Genomic DNA, 19,522 nt, shown 5'->3' on the forward strand with positions numbered 1-19,522 from the left:
CGTCGGACGATGATGGATCAGCGCCCCACTCTCGCCGACGTCGCCCGGGTCGCCGGGGTGTCCAAGGCCGCCGCCTCGCGGGCGATGAACGGCGCCTACGGGGTGTCCGACGCGGTCCGGCGGCGGGTCGTCGCGGTCGCCGCTGACCTCGGGTTCGAGCCGCACCCGGTGGCGCAGGCGCTGGCCACCGGGCAGGGCGGCCGGCAGCGGCGGGACACCGTCGAGGTGCTGATCGTCGATGCGGATCCGGAGGCGATGAGCGGCAAGCCGTTCTACGGGCGGGTGCTCGCCGGGGCGTCCCGGGCGCTGGCCGGGCGGGACATCGGCCTGACGGTCCGGCTGGTCGCGGCGCCGCCGGCCGAGGATCCGGATCCGCCGTTCGGGCGGCTGCTGATCAACGTGCCGGCCGCGGCGGCGACCGCCTACGCGCGCCGGGGCCGGGTGGTCTCGCTCGGGCGGTCCGGCGCCGGGGTCGCGTTCGTCGCGCCGGACAACGACGGCGGCGGCTCTCAGGCCGCGGTGCACCTGGTCAGCGGCAGGCGCGAGCGGGTCGGGGCGGTGTTCGGCCCGCCCACGCCGTGTGCCGACGAGCGGCGGGCCGGATTCCTGCGGGTGATGGCCGGCGCCGCCAGGCCGGTCGCGGTGGCCGACGGTGACTTCACCCGATCGCGGGCGTACGAGGCGGCCCGGGAGCTGCTGGCCCGGGAACCGGATCTGGATGCCGTTTTCGCCGCCTGCGACGTCACCGCGATGGGGGTGCTGCGGGCGCTGCGGGAGACCGGCCGCCGGGTGGCGCGGGACGTGGCGGTGGTCGGTTTCGACGGCAGTTCGCTGGCCGAGGCGGCGGACCTGACGTCGGTGTACATGCCGGTGGAGGAGGAGGCCGAGTCCGCGATCCGGCGCCTGCTCGATCCGGCCCTGCCGGAGCCGGGCCGCCTGCCGACCACGCTGACCGTCCGCGGATCGAGTTGACGCGCGATTATACGAGCGGGACGTCGGTCAGGGATCGACGGTCATGGTGATCGGGGAGTGGGGTTTATCGCCCTCCGCCGCGGATAGACTAGTGGTCTCAGGGGTTGGCCTGGCTGATCTCAGCACGCATATTGGGTGTCGTGACGGTGTCGGAGGATCTTCAACCGGATGCGGAGTGGAAGCGGCTGGCGCTCGCCGCGCTCCGCCGATCAGGCACGGCCGGCGACGATGTCGGCCCTGACCAGGTCGAGGAACTGCTCGCCGCGCTGACGTACGACGGGCTGCGGATCCCGGCGCTGCAGACGGCGTCCAGCGCCGACCTGCCGCCGGCCGGGCTGCCGGGCCGGTTCCCGTTCGTCCGCGGAACCCGGGACGCGACCGGACTGACCGCCGGCTGGGACATCAGGCAGCGGCACACCGCGCCGGATCCCGGGGCGATCCTGGCGGACCTGGAGAACGGCGTCACCTCGATCTGGCTGACCGACTGGGAGCCGAGCGCTCTCGACGGCGTGCTCCTGGATCTGGCGGGTGTGGTCCTGGACGCCGGTGACGCCGTCGCGGAGACCGGAGCGGCCTGGTTCGACCTGCTCGCGGCCCGGGGCGTCGACCCGGCGAAGGCCACCGGCGGGTTCGGGGCGGACCCGGTGGCCCGGGGGCGGGCCCTCGATGACACCGTGGCGCTGGCCGCCAGGTGCGTGGCGGAGGCGCCGGGGCTGCGGGCGATCACCGTCGACGCCACGATCCACCACGACGCGGGTGGATCCGAGGCTGAGGAGCTGGGCTGCGCGGTCGCGGCCGGGGTCGGCTACCTGCGGGCGCTGACCGATGCCGGGCTGACCGTCGAGCAGGCGCTGGGCCAGCTGGAGTTCCGGTTCGCGGCGACCGCCGACCAGTTCGCCACGATCGCCAAGCTGCGCGCGGCCCGCCGGATGTGGGCGCGGGTCGCCGAGATGTGCGGGGCGCCGGAGGCCGGTGGGCAGCGCCAGCACGCGGTGACCTCGGCGGCGATGATGACCGCCCGGGATCCGTGGGTGAACCTGCTGCGCACCACGGTCGCCGCGTTCGCCGCCGGGGTGGGCGGGGCGGACGCCGTGACGGTGCTGCCGTTCGACCACCGGATCGGCCGGTCCGACGCGTTCGCCCGGCGGCTGGCCCGCAACACCCAGATCCTGCTGCTGGAGGAGTCGCACGTGGCGCGGGTGGCCGACCCGGCCGGCGGCTCGTGGTACGTCGAGCGCTACACCGACGAGCTGGCCCACGCCGGGTGGGACTGGTTCACCACCATCGAACGGGCCGGTGGGTTCGCCGCCGCCCTGGACAGCGGCCTGATCGCCGGCCGGCTGGCCGCTACCTGGGCGCAACGGCGGGAGAATCTGGCGCACCGCCGCGACCCGATCACCGGGGTCAGCGAGTTCCCGGACCTGGCCGAGAAACCCCTGGTCCGCGCGGCCGCTCCGGCCGAGGCCAAGGGCGCGCTGCCGCGGCACCACTACGCGGAGGACTTCGAGCGCCTGCGCGACCGCAGCGAGGGCCATGCGCCCACGGTTCTGCTGATCCCGATCGGATCACCCGCCGCGTACGGCCCCCGGGTCACGTTCGCCACCAACCTGTTCGCCGCCGGTGGCATCGCCGTCACCACCGAACGCGGCGACGGCCCGCTCGGCGTGGTCTGTGTGTGCGGTGCGGAGCGGGACTACGCCGAGCAGCTGGATGCCGTGACCGCCGAGTTGAACGCGACCCGGGTCCTGATCGCCGGGCGCGGTGACGTCCGGGTGGGCGGGAACGCCGTCGCCGTCCTGACCACCGTGCTGGCCGACCTGGGAGTGCCACTGTGATCCCCGACTTCTCCACCGTGGAACTGGGCGTCCCGGCAGTGGAAAAGGAGACCCTGTCGCCGGGCGAGCCCTGGCACACGCCGGAGGGCATCGCCGTACCGCGGCTGTATGACGGTCTTGAGGGTCTGGACCATCTGGACAGCCGGCCCGGCATCGCGCCCTACCTGCGCGGACCGTATCCGACCATGTACGTCAACCAGCCGTGGACGGTCCGCCAGTACGCCGGGTTCTCCACCGCCGAGGCGTCCAACGCGTTCTACCGCCGCAACCTGGCCGCCGGGCAGAAGGGCCTGTCGGTGGCGTTCGACCTGCCCACCCACCGCGGCTACGACTCGGACCACCCGCGGGTGACAGGTGACGTCGGGATGGCCGGTGTCGCGATCGACTCCATCTACGACATGCGCCGTCTGTTCGAGGGCATCCCGCTGGACCGGATGAGCGTGTCGATGACGATGAACGGCGCGGTGCTGCCGGTGCTGGCGCTCTACATCGTCGCCGCTGAGGAGCAGGGTGTCGCGCCGGAGAAACTGTCCGGCACGATCCAGAACGACATCCTCAAGGAGTTCATGGTCCGCAACACCTACATCTATCCGCCGGCCCCGTCGATGCGGATCATCTCGGACATCTTCGCGTTCACCTCGCAGCGGATGCCGCGCTTCAACTCGATCTCGATCTCCGGCTACCACCTGCAGGAGGCGGGCGCCTCCGCCGACCTGGAACTCGCGTACACCCTGGCCGACGGCGTGGAGTACCTGCGTGCCGGGCAGAAGGCGGGCCTGGACATCGACGCGTTCGCCCCGAGGCTGTCGTTCTTCTGGGGCGTCGGGATGAACTTCTTCATGGAGGTCGCCAAGCTGCGCGCCGGGCGGTTGCTCTGGGCCGAGCTGGTCGGCCGGTTCGGGCCGAAGGATCCCCGGTCGACGAGCCTGCGCGCGCACTGCCAGACCTCCGGCTGGTCGCTGACCGCGCAGGACGTCTACAACAACGTGATGCGCACCTGTGTCGAGGCGATGGCCGCCACCCAGGGCCACACCCAGTCGCTGCACACCAACGCCCTCGACGAGGCGCTCGCGCTGCCGACCGACTTCTCCGCGCGGATCGCCCGCAACACCCAGTTGCTGCTGCAGCAGGAGTCCGGCACCACCCGGGCGATCGACCCGTGGGGCGGCAGCGCCTACGTCGAGCGCCTGACCCGCGATCTGGCGGCCCGCGCCCGCGAGCACATCGCCGAGGTGGAGGCGGCCGGCGGGATGGCCCGCGCGATCGACGAGGGCATCCCGAAACTGCGCGTCGAGGAGGCCGCCGCCCGTGTGCAGGCCCGGATCGACTCGGGCCGGCAGACCGTCATCGGGGTCAACAAGTACCGGCCGGACGCCGACGAGCCGATCGACGTTCTCAAGATCGACAACGCGGCGGTACGGGCGGGCCAGGTCGAACGACTGCGCCAGTTGAGGGCCGAGCGCGACGCCGAGGCCTGCGGGTCCGCCCTGGACGCCCTCACCCGAGCCGCCGGTGACGGCAGCGGCAACCTGCTCGCGCTCGCGGTCGACGCCGCCCGTGCCCGGGCCACCGTCGGCGAGATCTCCGAGGCCCTGGAGAAGGTGTACGGACGGCACGTCGCCCGGATCCGTACCATCTCCGGGGTCTACCGGAAGGAGGCGGGCGAGGTGACCAACATCGAGCGCGCCCGCGCCGCCACCGCCGCGTTCGCCGAGGCCGAGGGCCGTCAGCCGCGCATCCTGGTGGCCAAGATGGGCCAGGACGGCCACGACCGCGGCCAGAAGGTGATCGCCACCGCCTTCGCCGACCTCGGCTTCGACGTGGACGTCGGCCCGCTGTTCGCCACCCCGGCCGAGGTGGCCCGCCAGGCCGTCGAGGCCGACGTGCACATCGTCGGCGTCAACTCCCTGGCCGCCGGGCACCTCACGCTGGTGCCGGCGCTCCGCGACGAGCTCGCCGCACAGGGCCGCCCGGACATCATGATCATCGCGGGTGGGGTGATCCCGCCGCAGGACTACGACGAGCTGCGCGCCTCCGGCGCCGCCGCCATCTTCCCGCCCGGCACCGTGCTCGCCGACGCCGCGCTCGGCCTGCTCGACGACCTCTCCACGAAACTGGGCCACGTGCGGTGACCCCGGAGGAGATCGCCGCCGGGGTGCGCGCCCGCAGCCCGGCGTGGGTGGCCCGGGCCATCACCCTGGTCGAGTCCACCCGGCCCGACCACCAGGACCGCGCCCAGCGACTGCTCGCGCTGCTCACCCCGGACACCGGCCGCTCGCACCGGATCGGTGTCAGCGGGGTGCCCGGTGTCGGCAAGTCCACCTTCATCGACACGTTCGGCAGCGACCTGATCGCCTCCGGACACCGGGTCGCGGTGCTCGCCGTCGACCCGTCGTCGGTGCGCAGCCGCGGCAGCATCCTCGGCGACAAGACCCGGATGGCCCGGCTCGCCGCCGACCCGGCCGCCTACATCCGCCCGTCCCCGACCAGCGGCACCCTCGGCGGCGTCGCCAAGACCACCCGCGAGGCGATCGTCGTGGTCGAGGCGGCCGGTTACGACGTGGTGATCGTCGAGACCGTCGGTGTCGGACAGTCCGAGACCACCGTCGCCGGAATGGTCGACACGTTCCTGTTCCTCACCCTGGCCCGCACCGGCGACCAGCTGCAGGGCATCAAGAAGGGCATCCTCGAGGTCGCCGACGTCATCGCCGTCAACAAGGCCGACGGCCCGCACGCCACCGAAGCGGGACGGGCCGCCCGGGAACTCGCCGGGGCGCTGCGGATGATGAGCGACGGCGACGGCTGGACCACTCCCGTGCTGACGTGCAGCGCGCTGGAACGTACCGGAATCGGCGAAGTGTGGGCCCGGATCACCGCCCACCGGGAGCAGACCGACGTCGCCGCCCGCCGCCGGGAACAGCAGGCCGACTGGACCTGGACGATGGCCCGGGAGGCGCTGCTCCAGCGGTTCGAGACCCATCCGGCGGTCCGGGCCGAGGCCGGCGTGGTGCGCAAGGCGATCCTGGACGGTTCCCTCACCCCGGCCCAGGCGGCACAGCGACTGCTGGAGGCGTACGACGGATAGGTAGTTCTTGCCGACGCGACGCGGCGACCGGTAGCGGCACTGTGATCCGGTGTTCGCCATCCTCATCTTCCTCGATCTGACGCTGGCGGTGCTGCAGCTGGTCGCGGCGCCCCTGCTGTGGGTCCGCACGCTGGCTGCGCTGGCTGCCGGGCGGCTGGCCGTCGCGCTGGGCCTGCTCACCGGCGGGCTGCTGCTGGCCGACTCCCGGCTGAGCGTGCAGGTGCCGCTCGCCCTGATCCCCGCCCTGTTCGCCCTCTGGCGGCCCGGTAGGACGTCGGCCCGGGTCAGCGCGGCCGGAGCGGTGCTGTCGGTCTGGTGGCTGCTGGTGCCGTTCCCGCCCGAGGACACCGTCCTCGTGCTCGCCGGATCGGCCGCGGTGCTGGGACTGATCGTCGTCCTGTCCGCCCGGCCGCTCTCCCTGGCGCTGGTGTTCCTGCTGGTCCCGGCCGCGTCGCTGACCGCCGCGGCCACCGCCTCCGCCTCCGGCGGGCACCGGCACGACACCCCGGGACGGCTCAGCGTCGACCGGCTCACCGGCCCCGAAGACCAGACGCCGGACGTACGGACGACGCTGACCGCCGCCCGGACCGGCGACCGGCTCACCTTCAACGGCACCTCACCCGGCCCGGAGATCCGCGCGAAGGTCGGGCAGCTCGTCGAGGTCACCCTGCTCAACCGGGACGTCGACAGCGGTGTCACCCTGCACTGGCACGGCGTCGACGTCCCGAACGCGGAGGACGGCGTGCCCGGCGTCACCCAGGACGCGGTGCCGCCCGGTGGCCGCCACGTCTACCGGTTCGTCCCGACCCGGTCCGGCACCTTCTGGTACCACACCCACCGCGACGCCCTGCACAACGTCGAGAAAGGCCTGTTCGGGGCGTTCATCGTGGACGACGCCCCGTTCGGCGGCTTCGAACGGGTGCTGTTCACCCACCACTGGGCGGGCACCGAGGACGTGCCCGCCGGCCGTGAGGTCCGGTTACGCACCGTCAACAGCTCCGCCGAACCGCGGACCGTCCAGGTCGCCGGCGCCGACTTCCGGGTGACCGCCGTCGACGGCAACCCGATCCAGGGCGCCACCCCGCTCGCACCCGGCACCGACCTGGTGCTCGCCGCTGGTGGACGTTACGACCTCGGGTTCACCATGCCGCCCGGGCCGGTCACCGTCGCCCTCGACGGCGAGACCCGCACGCTCAGCCCCGGTGGCACCGCCCCGCCACTCCCGGTGACGAGCCAACGACAATTCGACCCGCTGTCGTACGGTTCCCCGAGCGCGCCCGTGGCCACCGGTCACCAGCGTGTGTTCGATCTGCGGCTGGACGACGGGTTCGGTTTCAGCCAGGGGCGGCTGTCGTACGTCAGCAGCCTGATCAACGGGCGGCTCTACCCGGCCGTACCCACCCTGGAAGTCGCCCACGGCGACCGGGTGAAGGTCCGCATCGCCAGCCGCAGCACCATCCAGCACCCGTTCCACCTGCACGGGCACCGCGTCCGGGTGCTGTCGCGCAACGGCGAGCCCAGCACCGGCAGCCCGTGGTGGACCGACACCCTCAACGTCGGCCGCGGCGAGCTGTACGAGATCGAGTTCACCGCCGACAACCCCGGCATCTGGATGAACCACTGCCACAACTTCCAGCACGGCGCCGACGGCATGATCCTGCACCTCGCGTATCAGGGCGTCAGCACCCCGTTCAGCTCCGACCACGCCCCCGAATGAGGACACCCATGAGCAGCGTCGTGGAAACCACCGAGATCGTCCTGCCCGGCATCGTCGAACCCGGCGGCCTGCAGATCCGCGTCCGGCGACTGCCGGCACCCGGACCCGGGCAGGTCGTGCTGCGGGTCGACGCCACCGGGGTGTCGTTCGCCGAACAGCAGATGCGGCTCGGCAAGTACTACGGGCAGCCGGAATTCCCGTTCGTTCCCGGCTACGACGCGGTCGGCACGGTCACCGCCGTCGGCGACGGTGCCGACCCCGGGCTGGGCGGTGGCCGGTTCGCCGTCGTCACCAAGGTCGGCGCGTGGGCCGGGCATCTCGTCGTCGACGCCGCCGCCCTGGTGCCGGTGCCGGACGGGGTCTCCTCGGCCGACGCGGAGACCGTCGTGGTCAACGGGGTCACCGCGCACCAGATGCTGTTCCGTACCGCCAAGGTCCGGTCCGGTCAGACGATCGTGGTGCTCGGCGCCAACGGCGGGGTCGGCTCCACCCTCGTCCAGCTGGCCCGGCACCACGGGATCACGGTGATCGGGACCGCCGCCGAACGGCACCACGCGGCCCTGACCGCCCTCGGCGCGATCCCGGTCGACTACCGGGATCCGGACATGTACCAGCGGATCCGCGAGCACGCGCCGCACGGGGTGGACGCGGTGTTCGACCATGTCGGCGGCGACGGGCTCAAGCAGTCGTGGCACCTGGTCCGCAAGGGCGGGACGCTGGTCTCCTACGGCACCGCCGCGGCCAAGGACGACTCCGGGTCGGCGCAACTGACGTACATGAACCTGTTCTCGCAGTTGTGGATGTGGCACCTGTCGCCCAACAACCGGGGCGCCCGCTTCTACAACTTCTGGGCCGGCGAGAAGCAGACGGCCAAGTTCCGGGCCCGGCTGCGCGAGGACCTGACCGCGGTCTTCGACCTGCTCGCCGCGGGATCCATCACCGCGCAGGTCGCGGCCACGTTCCCGCTGAGCCGGGCGGCCGAGGCATTGGCCCTCGCCGAATCCCGTACCGTAGCGGGCAAGGTCATCCTCCTTCGAGAGTAGACATGCCATCCGAATCCCTCACCGGGCGCGTTCACGAACAGCGCCGTATCCGGGAGCTTCTGAGCGACGCCCGGGAGGGACGCGGCGCGGCGTTGGTTCTGCGGGGCGAGGCCGGCATCGGCAAGAGCGCATTGCTGTCGTACGCGGAACGCGCGGTGCCGTCACTCCGGGTCCTGCGTGCTTACGGGTCCGAGTTCGAGCAGGAACTGCCGTATTCGGGGCTGCACCAGTTGTGCCGTCCGATGCTCCGGTATCTGCCGTCGCTACCTGCGCGGCACGGGGACGCCCTCGGGGTGGCGTTCGGGCTGGCCGAGGGCGCTCCGGACCCGTACCGGATCGGGCTCGCCGTTCTGGAACTGGTCACCGCCGCGGCCTCGGAGCAGCCGCTGTTGTGCCTGGTCGACGACGCGCAGTGGGTGGACGGCGCCTCCTCGCGGGCGCTGCGTTTCCTGGCCCGCCGGGTGGCCGGGGATCCGATCGCCATCCTGTTCGCGGTCCGCACCGGGGCCCCGCCGGACAGCTTTGCTGAACTGCCCGGCCTCGTCCTTTCCGGGCTCAGTGACGACGAGGCCCGGGCCCTGCTCGCCGCGCGTAGCCCGTTCCCGCTCGACGATCAGGTCCGGGACCGGCTGATCGCCGAGGCCCGGGGGAGTCCGCTCGCGCTGCTGGAACTGCCGCGGGCCGGAGGGTACGTGCCGCCGGCCCCGTCGTCGGTGCCGAGCCGGATCGAACACGGCTTCCAGACCCGCCTCGACGGGCTCTCCGCCGAGGCGCGACTGTTACTGATCACCGCGAGCGCCGACCCGACCGGCGATCCCGGCCTGCCCTGGACCGCGGCCCTGCACCTGGGCCTGGACCTGACCATCACCGGCAGCGAGGCGGCCGGCACCGGGCTGGCCGAGTTCGGGCACCGGATCCGGTTCTGTCATCCGCTGGCCCGGTCGGCGGTCTACCGGGCCGCCACCCCCGGCGAACGCCACCTGGTCCACCGGGCCCTGGCCGAGGCCACCGACCCGGCGACCGCCCCCGACCGGCGGGCCTGGCACCGCGCCCACGCCAGCGCCGGCCCCGACGACCGGGTGGCCGCCGAGTTGGAACAGTGCGCCTCCCGGGCCCAGGATCGGGGCGGCATCGCGGCGGCCGCGGCCTTCCTGGAGCAGGCGGTCGCGCTGTCCCTGAACGCCGACCAGCGGATCACCCGCACCCTGGCCGCCGCCCAGGCCCACTTCGACGCCGGCACTTCCGAAACCACCGCGGAACTCCTGGCCACCCTGGACTCCACCGGGATGGGCGTACACCAGCGGGCCCGGGTCGATCAGATGCGCGGGCGGATCGCGTTCACCCGTGACCACGACGATGCCGGCCCGCTGCTGATGGTGCGTGCCGCACAACGCCTGGCGCCGGTGGACCGGGCCGCCGCCCGCGGCTGTTTCCTGGACGCCCTGGAGATGAGCCTGGTGGTGGGCCGGGGCGGCGGGGTGATCCGGCAGGTGGTGGCCGCCGCCCGGGAGACCCTCCCGCCACCCGCCTCCCGAACCGCATCATCCGCGCCGGACCTGCTGGACACCGTGATCGCCCTGGTGACCGGCGGGTTCGCCGAGGCGGCGAAGTGGACCGCCGACGAGTGGACCGAGCATCCGGCGCTGTCCACGATGATCGCCATCGAGCTGTGGGATCCGGACACCCACGCCGACATCGCCGACTGGCTGGTCAAGGTGGGCCGCGACGCGGGTTCCCCGTTGACACTGCGGCTGGGACTCGCGCAGAAGGCGGTGGCCGCCACCATGAACGGCGACCTCGGCCAGGCGATCACCGTGACCGCGGAGGAGGCCGCGATCGCCGACGCCACCGATGCCGTCCCGCTGCTGCACCACCGCCTGCACCTGGCCGCCCAACGGGGTCGCCGCGACGAGTTCACCGCCCTCGCCTTCACCGGCCCGACCCGGGCCGCGGCGGCCCGGGTGATGAATCTGCACTCCTCGGCGGCCACCCTCTACAACGGGCTCGCCGACTACCCGGCCGCGCTGGCAGCCGCCCGCCGGGCCACCGCGACGGCCGACGCCTTCCTGACCGGCGCGGCCCTGCCGGAGCTGGTGGAGGCCGCTATCCGCTGCGAGGAGCCGGCCGTGGCAGTCGAGGCACTGGAGGCGCTGACCGCCCGCACCGAGGCCAGCGGCACCACCGCGGGCCGGGGAATGGCCGCGTACGCCCGAGGATTGGTCACCGGCACCGAGGACGATTTCCGGCAGTCGATCGAGCTGCTCACCGAGGGTCCGCTGACCCCCTACCTGGGCCGGGCCCACCTGCTATACGGCGAATGGCTACGCCGCAACGCCCGCCGCCGGGACTGCCGCCCTCACCTGAGAACCGCCCACGAACTGCTGACCGCCTCCGGCAGCGAGGGTTTCGCCAAGCGGGCCGCCGACGAGCTGCGGGCGACCGGCGAGAAGGTGTTCTCCCGCCCGGGAGATCCGTTCGAGAGCCTGACCATGCAGGAGGTGGCCATCGCCCGCCTGGTGGGTGCCGGCGCCACGTCGCTGGAGGTGGCCGCCCAGCTGTTTCTGAGCAAGCGCACGGTGGACGCCCACCTGCGCAACATCTTCCGCAAGCTGGGCTTGACCTCCCGCCGCCAGCTGAAGAACCACCCAGGCCTCTGACCAGCCGATCCAGGCTCCCAGGAAGGAAACATCGTGAAGCAGGAGCACGTGGTCCCCGCGCCCACCCCGCGGCTGGCGTTCCGGCCGATGGAGGTGGACGACCTCGACGACATGGCCGCGATTCTCGGGGATCCGGACGTGATGCGGTACTACCCGCGGCCCAAGACCCGGGACGAGGCCCGGGGCTGGATCGACTGGAACCAGCGCCTTTACCGGCAGGAAGGCCACGGGCTCTGGGTGGTGACGCTCCGGTCCACCGGTGAGTTCGTCGGCGACTGTGGGCTTACTCCGCAAGAGGTCGAGGGGGTCACCGACGTCGAAGTCGGCTACCACGTGCGGGCCGACCTGCAGGGTCACGGCTACGCCACCGAGGCCGCCACCGCCTGCCGGGACCACGCCCGCGACGTGCTCGGCGTGCGCCGGCTCATCGCGATCATCCACCCGGACAACGTCCCCTCGCAGCGGGTCGCGGAGAAGAGCGGCCTCGCCTACGAACGCGACGCCACCTACCGTGGCACCCAGAGCGTCCGGATCTACGCCGCGGCCCTGTGACGGCCGGTAGGTATCGATTGCCGACGCGAGTGGACCGGCCCACTGGCCAGGATCTACCGCATGAAAGCGCCGTCAATCGCGTCCTGGGACCGGTCGATGATGGTTCTGGCTGTGGGCATGGCGGTTCTCACCGCCGTCACCGCGGTCGGGATCCTCGTCGACGATCGGGTTCTCACCGGCGCTCCCATCTGGCTCAAACCGTTCAAGTTCTCGGTGTCGATCCTGCTGTACTCGCTGGCCCTCGCCTGGATGCTGTCGCTGCTCCCACGGCGCAGCCCGGTTGCTGAACGGTCCGCGTTCGTCATCGTCCTCGCGTTGTTCGTCGAGATGGCGATCGTCGTCGTGCAGGTGATCCGGGGGACCACCAGCCACTTCAACATGAGTACGCCGTTCGACACCGCCCTGTGGAACACCATGTTCGCCGCGATCATCGCGTTGTTCTTCGCACACGTGCTGATCGCCGTCGCGGTGCTGCGGGCCCGGATCCGGGACCGGGTGGTCAAGACCGGGATCGGGCTCGGTCTCGGGGTGTCCTGGCTGGGCCTGGTGGTGGCGGCGCCGATGCAGAGCGCGCACACCGTCGGCGTCCCGGACGGCGGCCCGGGGCTGCCGGTCACCGGCTGGAGCACGGCCGGCGGCGACCTGCGGATCGGGCACTTCATCGGCCTGCACGCGCTGCAGGTGCTGCCGCTGCTGGCCTGGGCACTGAACCGGTACGCCACCCGGCTGCCGGAGACCGCCCGGGTCCGGCTGCTGCTGGTCGCCGGAGCCGGGTACGCGGGCCTGACCGTGCTCACCACCTGGCAGGCCCTGCGCGGACAGCCACTGTTCGAACCGGACGGGCTGACCCTGGGCGTGCTCGCGGGGCTGATCCTCGCGGTGCTGGCCGGGGCGGCACTGTCGGTCACCCGTACCGGCGAAGGCAGTCCGTCGGTCTCCGGGGTGTCCATCGGCTGACCGGCAGGGAACCACCGACCTGGACCGGGCGGTCGGTCACCAGCTGCCGGCCGGGGCGTTGGCGGCCGTCGACGGGGCGAACTGCTCGAGGTAGCCGGTCCGGGGCCTGCCCAGAGCCTGATCTGCGCATAACCTGGTGGCCGAGGGAAAGGGGCCGCCACATGGCGAAGCTGGTCCACGTGACGAATGTGTCGCTCGACGGGTTCATCGAGGACCTCGTCGACCTCCACCACCGCGTCGTCACCGGGTGAGGATCCCGGCCCGGCTCGTCACCAACCTGCCCCGCTACTACGGCGACCGCGGCCGGGCCTGGCTCGCCGACGCGCCACGACTGGTGGCCAACCGGCTGGCCGAGTGGGCTCTCACCGTCGACGGCCCGCCCATGTGCGGTGAGGTCGCCCTGGTGATCCCGGTCCGGGGCCCCGACGGCCCGGCCGCGCTCAAGCTTCAGATCGACGACCCCGAGCACCCCGGCGAGGCTGCCGCCCTGCGGACCTGGAACGGCGACGGCGCGGTACGCCTGCTCCGCGAGCACGACGGCGCGCTGCTGCTCGAACGCCTCGATTCCGGGCGTGACCTGCGCGGTGTCCACGACGGGCAGGCCGCCCGGATCATCGCCGGGCTGCTGCTCCGGCTCAACGCCCACCGGGCCCCGGCGGGTGTCCGGAGTCTCGCCGACGTGACCGCGCGGATGCTGGCGGACGTTCCGGCCGCGGCCGCCCGGCTGACCGATCCGGCCGCCGGAAAGCTGCTTCTGACCTGGGCCGATGCGGTGCGGGAGGTGGCCGGTGACTGCGGCGACCGGCTGTTGCACTGGGACCTGCACCACCAGAACGTGCTGGCCGGCGACAGCGGCGACTGGGTGGCGATCGACCCCAAACCGCTGGCCGGTGATCCGGCGTTCGAGCTGCTCCCGGTGCTGCAGAACCAGTGGCCGGCGGACGGCGATCCGCGCCGGGCCGTCCGCCGCCGGTTCGAGGTGATGGTCGAGGTGATGGGGCTGGACCGGGAACGGGCGGTGCGCTGGACCCTCGGCCGCACCCTGCAGAACTCGCTGTGGACCGTCGAGGACGGCGGGCACGCTCTGGAGGCCGAGCAGGTTCTGGTGGCTGAGGCACTCGGTTAACCGGAACGGGTCGGTGGTTCGGGTGACATTTCCCGGGGCGGATCCTGACTACTGTGGATTGCCATGGAGCACCCTGAATCGTGGGATGACGAGACCCTTCAGGACGCGATCGCCGTACTCCGGCACGTGGCTCGGTGGCAGTTGACCCCGGACCGCTGGGCCCATGTGGATCAGGCCGTCGCCCGCCTCGGGACCGCGCTGACGGACGGTGACGCCGCCGGGATCCGGGAGGCCGTGATCGACCTGGAGCTGAGCGGGCCGACCCGGGCGCTGCGGATCGGGAGCGCCGTGATCGTCGGCATCCCGGAACCGGTGCTCGACCGCCGCACCACCCTGGTGCACGCGCTGGAACAGCGCCGGCTCCAGGGCCGGACGGGGGTGGCCGGTGACCGCGGGCAGGCTCGATGAGCAGGAGTTCGTCGCGCACCTGTTCGCGCCGGTGGACGGGCCGGCCGCGACGGACGCGCTGCGGGAGCTGGAGCTGCTCTGGGACGCGTGCCGCACCGAGTTGGGGATGACCCGGCGGATCGACGGCACCGGTCTGGCCACCGAGCTGCCCGCCGAGCCGGGTTCCGCGCCGGAGGGAGCCCTGGCCGGGCTGCAGGATCCGGCGGTGGATTTCCAGGCGGTGGTCCGGCGCGAGCACGACATGCTGAACTTCTCCCTGGTGATGGCCCAGCCGCGGCGGATGCGGCTGGGCGCGGCGACCCCGCCGGGCTGGTTCGAGTACGCCCGCTGGTGGCGCAAACTGACCGCCGGTGGCCTGGGCGCGTTCCTCGGTGGCGGCACCGTCTTTCTGGCCAAAGGCCCTGCTGACGTACGCGATGAGCTGCCTCCCGCCGAGGACGACGCGGACGAGTGGTGGACGAGGCCACTGGCGGTCAATGATCTGGCCCTGTGGGAGGCGACGGCCGGTGGTGCGCGGGCGTTCCGGCGGCTGGTGGTGCTGGGCCTGCCGGCCGAGGACGCCCGCCTGAGCCGGTTCACCTGGAGCGCCGGTGACGTGGCGCTGCCGCCGCTGGGCCGCTACCTGATGCACGCGGCCCGGCTGCGTTACCAGGCGCGGGTCCGCGGCGACGGTGAGCAGATCCGGGCGCTGCGGGACCGGGCGACGGCCCGCCTGAACCGGGCCGCCGCTGGGGATCACGACCTGGCCGGGGATCTGGCCGAGGTGGCCGGCACGCTGCAGGCGCTGACCTGGATGCAGCTCAGTGTGGAGGCGTCGGCGCAGAACATGGCGTCGGTGCTGCCGGCCCCTCTGCCGTCGGACCGGGCGCTGGCGACTGCGGTGACCCGGTGGCTCGCCGACGACGTCTACTACCTGCGGACGGTCCAGGACCGGGCGCGGCTGCTGGCCCCGGTGGTGAGCCTGCCGGTGACGTCCGCGCTCACCCCGCCGGTGGCCGGCCCGCCCCGGGAGCCGGACGGCCGGGCCGAGTACCGGATGGGTTTCGGGATCGACGTGGTCAGGTACAGCGACCGGACCACACCGGGCCAGTTCGAGGTGCAGCGGCGACTGGCCGGGATGGTGGCGGACGTCCTGGACGGGATCGGGGTGCCGCTGCGGGACAGCGATCGGCAGGACGCCGGCGACGGCATGATGGTGGTGCTGCCGGCCCGGGTCCAGCCGCACCTGGCCCTGCCGGGACTGCTCAACGGCTGGCGGGCCCGGCTGGCGGCGGACAACGGCGAGCATCCCGGGGACCGGATCCGGTTGCGACTGTCGGTGACGGTCGGCCGGTTCGCCCCGTCGGCGATCGGGTTCACCGGCGCCACCATCATCGAGACCGGGCGGCTGCTGGACAGCGACGCCCTGCGCCAGGGCATCAAGGACCATCCGGACGCCGATCTGGTCGCGCTGGTCTCCGACCGGATCTACCAGGACGTGGTGGGGGAGGGCTATCCCGGGCTGGACGCCGGCCACTTCGTGCCGGTGCGGGTGCGGGTCAAGACGTACGACCGGCAGGCCTGGCTCTGGCGGGGTGTGCCGGCCGGGCCCGGCGTCGGGGACTCCGTGACGGTCCCCGAACCCCGAACCCCGGCCGGCGGAGAAGGCTAGTACGCGCTGGTCGCCACCGCGACGTCCGACACGTCCAGCGGGAACACCCCGATCGCGGCGGCCGCCCCGGTGAGCAGGTCGATCGCGTACAGCGTCTGGTAGCCGCCGGCCGGGGTGAGCACCGCGAACGCCGTGTTCGTCACCGTCCTACCGCCGCTCAGGCCACTGAAGATGTCGAATCCGGTGTCCGGTCCGGCGTCGACACCGAGGTTGCCGGTGGCGACCAGGAACCCGTTGTTGGCCGGCGACTGGATGACGACCTGGTCGGTGGCGGTGTTGATGCCGAACAGGGTGGTGTTGGTGGCCCCGTTCAGATCGTTGTTGGTGTACGCCGCCGCGGTCACGCCCTTGGCCGGGCCGGTGCCCGGCGGGGTGGTCAGGGTGGTGTCCTCGACGGTGGTGTTGTCACCCAGGTTGTGCCGCAGGTTCTGGCCGTTGTCGCTGATCACCCGCAGCCGGTCGGCGGCCGGGTTGAAGTCGACACCGAACTTCGTGCCGTACAGCGCGACCTGCAACTGGGAGACCTTGGTGGCGATCGTGCTGGGCACCCCGATGACGTAGATGCCGCCCTGGTTGCCGACCGCGTACAGCTTGCCGTCCTGGGGCCGCGCGTCCAGTCCGACCACGTACGTGTCGCCGGCCAGGCCGGTGATCCGGCGTACCCAGTCGTTCTGTTCCGGGGTGTCGGTCCTGAAGGACAGCATCAGGGTGCCGCCGCCGGCGATCCCGAACGCCTGCAACGACGGCGCCGCGGCGGCCGCACCGGTGCCCGCCTGACCCGCGACCAGCGCCGAGGTGGTGAGGGTCAGAACGGCCGCCGAGGCGGCCCACTTCTTCAGCCGAGAGCTCATTTTCCGGTTTCTCCTTCGAGTGACGAACACCGGCGTTCGAGTGACGAACACCGACGTCCACGCGGTGACACATCGAAAGTTAAGAATGTTGAATGGATCGCGACTGGACGCGGAATGGACGCGGTGCCAGTCACCAGTCGACGGCCTCCGGGGCGCCGATCTCCGCCCAGCCGTCCCGCGCCTGCTTGCGGTGCTGCTCGGCGGTCTCCGGATCCCCGAGCATCTCCGCCGCCCGGGCCAGCCCGGCATGCGCCCGTGCCGACTCGTGCCGGTCCCCGGTCCCGGTGGCCAGACTCAGCGCCGCCCGGTGGTGCTCGCGCCCGTCGCCCGGCCGCCCGGTCGTGGTGCAGACCTCGCCGAGACTGTTGGTGACCCGCGCCTCGCCGGACCGCTCGCCGAGCTGCTGAAAGATCTCGAGCGCCTCACGCAGGAACAGGACGTCCTGGGTGACCGTGCCCAGACCGTCCAGCGCCAGAGCCGTACCGGCGCGTTCGTTGGTCCGGCGGAAGACCGCGAGCGCCTCCCGGTGCGACCGGGCCGCCCGTCTGGTGTCCCGCTGCCGGGCGGCGATGCCACCCAGGCTGACCAGGGCGTATCCCTCACCGACCGGGTCGCCGATGTCGCGGCAGATCCGCACCGACTCGCTGAGGTAGGCGGCCGCCTGCTCGTCGCGGCCCTGCCGCCGGAAGACCTGGCCCAGGTTGCCCAGGGCCCGTGTCTCGGCGGCCCGGTCGCCGGTGAGCCGGCACAGCGCGAGCGCCTCCCGGAGACGGTCCGCGGCGTCGTCGTACCGGCCCTGCCACTGGTGGACGTGACCGAGATTGCCCAGCGCCCGCGCCTGCACCGCGTGATCACCGCACTCCCGGGCCAGGCCGGCCGCGCGCCGCAGCATCGTCTCCGCCGGCTCGTAGTGTCCCTGCTGGACGTTCATCACCCCGAGATCGGTCAGCAGCTGCGCCTCCGCCGCGGTGTCCCCGGTCAGCCGGGCGGCCCGGACCGCGTGCTCGTGCATCACCACCGCCTCCGGGTAGTGCCCGCCGCTCTCCAGGTATCGCAGCAGCGTGAGGGTCAGATCGGCGGCGTGTGCGGGCCGGTGCGCGGCGAGTGCCACCAGGTTGTCGCGCTCCCGGTCCAGCCACGCCTGCGCGCCCTTCGCGGTGCCGACCGGCGGGATCGGCGCGTCCGGCCGGTCCACCCGGGCCCGCCGGTGCTGTTCCGCCGGATAGAGCGTGTCCATCGCCAGGGTCGCGGTGAACAGCATCGCGTCACTGAGCGCGTCGTCGTTCTCGATCAGGGGCAGAGCCAGGCTTGCGGCGTACGCCCGGAGCAGGTCGTGCTGCGTCCAGCGGTCGGCCGTCACGTGCTGGACCAGGTGTGCGTGCGCCAGCAGGTCCAGCAGCCCGGCGCCTCGGTCACGCCGGTGCCCAGCAGCGCGGCCGCGCCGTACCCCGACAGGTCCGGCCCGGGAACCAGCCCGAGCAGCCGGAACGCGCGCGCCGCGGCGGGCGGCAGCTGCCGGTAGGACCAGGAGAACACCGCTTGCACACCGGTCTGCGGGTCACCGCCGGCGTCCAGCAGCTCCAGCCGGCGGCTCTCGTCGGCGAGCTCGGTCACCAGGGTCCGCAGCGGCGCGCCGGGGCGGCCGACCGCCAGCTCGGCGGCCACCCGCAGGGCCAGCGGCAGCCGGGCACACCTGTCGATCAGGTCGGCCGCCGCCGCCGGATCGTCGCGCACCCGCCCGCCGATCAGCCGGGTGACGAGCGTCAGCGCCTCGTCGCCGGGCAGCAGCGGCACCACCAGACGATGCGCGCCGTGCCGGGCGACCAGGCCGGGCAGCATGTCCCGGCTGGTCACCAGCACCGTGCAGGACGGGGTGCCGGGCAGCAGCGGCCGGACCTGCTCGACGGTCGCGGCGTTGTCCAGCACGATCAGCATCCGGCGGCCGTCGAGGCGGCTGCGGTACGCGGCGGCCCGCTCGTCCCGGCCCGCCGGGATGTCCCGCCCGGCCATGCCCAGTGCACGCAGGAAACCGGCCAGGGCGTCGTCGGCTGTCATCGGCTGTTCGGTGTCGTACCCACGCAGGTTGATGTGCAGTTGACCGTCGGGGAACCGGGACCGGGACCGGTGCGCCCACCGCACGGCCAGGGCGGTCTTGCCGACGCCCGCCATGCCGGCGACGACGAGCAGGGCCGGCTCCCCGATCGGGACCAGCCGGTCCAGCTCGGCCAGCTCCTCGTCCCGCCCGGTGAACCCGGGGACGTCAGCCGGCAACTGGGCAGGCACCGCCTCCTTCTCCTCCCGGGCCGGCCTGATGCTGTCCCTCGGGGTCTCCGGCGGGGCGTCGTGCAGCACGGCCGCGTGGGCGGCGGCCAGCTCCGGGCCGGGATCGATGCCCAGCTCGTCGGCGAGACGGTGACGGATGTCGTGGTAGGTGGCGAACGCCTTGGCCCGCCGCCCGGCCGCCGCGTAGGCCCGGATCAGCCGCGCCTGCCCGGCCTCGTCCAGCGGCTGCCCGCCGGCCACCGCGAGCAGCCCGAGCACCGCCCGCCGCCCGGCCGAGGTCAACTCCACCGGATCGTCGCCGATCCAGGCGCGGACCGGGCCGAGCACCTGAATCCGCACGCTCCCCCCTCCGGCGCGTCACCGTCCGGCGCGGTTCCTTCCGGCG

The 19,522-nt window shown here is 72.9% G+C and carries 15 protein-coding genes; 12 read left to right on the plus strand and 3 right to left on the minus strand.

The features are described 5' to 3' along the window. Positions 1-9: 9 nt before the first annotated feature. The 12 genes from Aco03nite_RS14970 (at position 10) to Aco03nite_RS15025 (ending at position 16,003) form a co-directional block, all read left to right on the plus strand. Positions 10-972: a LacI family DNA-binding transcriptional regulator gene (locus Aco03nite_RS14970; protein WP_203795697.1), complete on the plus strand. Its 963-nt coding sequence runs from the start codon at positions 10-12 to the stop codon at positions 970-972. A 140-nt stretch (positions 973-1,112) separates the two neighbouring features. Further along, a complete protein-coding gene (locus Aco03nite_RS14975) occupies positions 1,113-2,807 on the plus strand; it encodes a methylmalonyl-CoA mutase subunit beta (protein ID WP_203795698.1) in 1,695 nt (564 codons plus the stop codon). A 38-nt stretch (positions 2,808-2,845) separates the two neighbouring features. Continuing rightward, on the plus strand, positions 2,846-4,939 hold the full coding sequence (scpA, locus tag Aco03nite_RS14980; protein WP_373872601.1) for a methylmalonyl-CoA mutase: 2,094 nt from the start codon (positions 2,846-2,848) through the stop codon (positions 4,937-4,939). Next, entirely contained in the window at positions 4,936-5,892 is a 957-nt protein-coding gene (gene meaB / locus Aco03nite_RS14985; protein ID WP_203795700.1) for a methylmalonyl Co-A mutase-associated GTPase MeaB, read from the plus strand. The genes scpA and meaB overlap by 4 nt, the downstream gene beginning before the upstream one ends. Before the next feature lie 49 nt (positions 5,893-5,941). Further along, complete coding sequence (locus Aco03nite_RS14990; protein ID WP_203795701.1) at positions 5,942-7,609, plus strand: multicopper oxidase family protein; 1,668 nt, start codon at positions 5,942-5,944, stop codon at positions 7,607-7,609. Between the two features lie 8 nt (positions 7,610-7,617). Continuing rightward, the gene (locus Aco03nite_RS14995) at positions 7,618-8,652 is read left to right on the plus strand and encodes a medium chain dehydrogenase/reductase family protein (protein ID WP_203795702.1); all 1,035 of its coding nucleotides are present in this window, start codon (positions 7,618-7,620) and stop codon (positions 8,650-8,652) included. Positions 8,653-8,654: 2 nt separating this feature from the next. Beyond that, positions 8,655-11,309: an ATP-binding protein gene (locus tag Aco03nite_RS15000; RefSeq protein ID WP_203795703.1), complete on the plus strand. Its 2,655-nt coding sequence runs from the start codon at positions 8,655-8,657 to the stop codon at positions 11,307-11,309. A gap of 33 nt (positions 11,310-11,342) precedes the next feature. Continuing rightward, positions 11,343-11,861, plus strand: a complete 519-nt coding sequence (locus tag Aco03nite_RS15005; RefSeq protein ID WP_239145176.1) for a GNAT family N-acetyltransferase — start codon at positions 11,343-11,345, stop codon at positions 11,859-11,861. A 60-nt stretch (positions 11,862-11,921) separates the two neighbouring features. Beyond that, complete coding sequence (locus Aco03nite_RS15010; protein ID WP_203795704.1) at positions 11,922-12,818, plus strand: hypothetical protein; 897 nt, start codon at positions 11,922-11,924, stop codon at positions 12,816-12,818. A gap of 247 nt (positions 12,819-13,065) precedes the next feature. Then, the gene (locus tag Aco03nite_RS15015) at positions 13,066-13,944 is read left to right on the plus strand and encodes an aminoglycoside phosphotransferase family protein (protein WP_203795705.1); all 879 of its coding nucleotides are present in this window, start codon (positions 13,066-13,068) and stop codon (positions 13,942-13,944) included. Between the two features lie 63 nt (positions 13,945-14,007). Beyond that, on the plus strand, positions 14,008-14,352 hold the full coding sequence (locus tag Aco03nite_RS15020; RefSeq protein WP_203795706.1) for a CATRA system-associated protein: 345 nt from the start codon (positions 14,008-14,010) through the stop codon (positions 14,350-14,352). Further along, complete coding sequence (locus Aco03nite_RS15025; protein ID WP_203795707.1) at positions 14,330-16,003, plus strand: CATRA conflict system CASPASE/TPR repeat-associated protein; 1,674 nt, start codon at positions 14,330-14,332, stop codon at positions 16,001-16,003. The genes Aco03nite_RS15020 and Aco03nite_RS15025 overlap by 23 nt, the downstream gene beginning before the upstream one ends. Here Aco03nite_RS15025 and Aco03nite_RS15030 read toward each other — a convergent pair. From Aco03nite_RS15030 to Aco03nite_RS15045, 3 genes are all read right to left on the minus strand, one after another. Next, positions 16,000-16,854 carry a DUF4394 domain-containing protein gene (locus Aco03nite_RS15030; RefSeq protein WP_203795708.1) on the minus strand — a complete coding sequence of 285 codons (855 nt, stop codon included), beginning with the start codon at positions 16,852-16,854 and terminating at the stop codon, positions 16,000-16,002. The genes Aco03nite_RS15025 and Aco03nite_RS15030 overlap by 4 nt on opposite strands. Positions 16,855-16,984: 130 nt before the next feature. Then, a complete protein-coding gene (locus tag Aco03nite_RS15035) occupies positions 16,985-18,214 on the minus strand; it encodes a tetratricopeptide repeat protein (protein WP_307837641.1) in 1,230 nt (409 codons plus the stop codon). After that, on the minus strand, positions 18,211-19,476 hold the full coding sequence (locus tag Aco03nite_RS15045) for a BTAD domain-containing putative transcriptional regulator (RefSeq protein WP_307837642.1): 1,266 nt from the start codon (positions 19,474-19,476) through the stop codon (positions 18,211-18,213). The genes Aco03nite_RS15035 and Aco03nite_RS15045 overlap by 4 nt, the downstream gene beginning before the upstream one ends. Between the last annotated feature and the right edge of the window lie 46 nt (positions 19,477-19,522).

The sequence above is a fragment of the Actinoplanes couchii genome (assembly GCF_016862075.1).
GTDB classification, from domain to species: domain Bacteria; phylum Actinomycetota; class Actinomycetes; order Mycobacteriales; family Micromonosporaceae; genus Actinoplanes; species Actinoplanes couchii.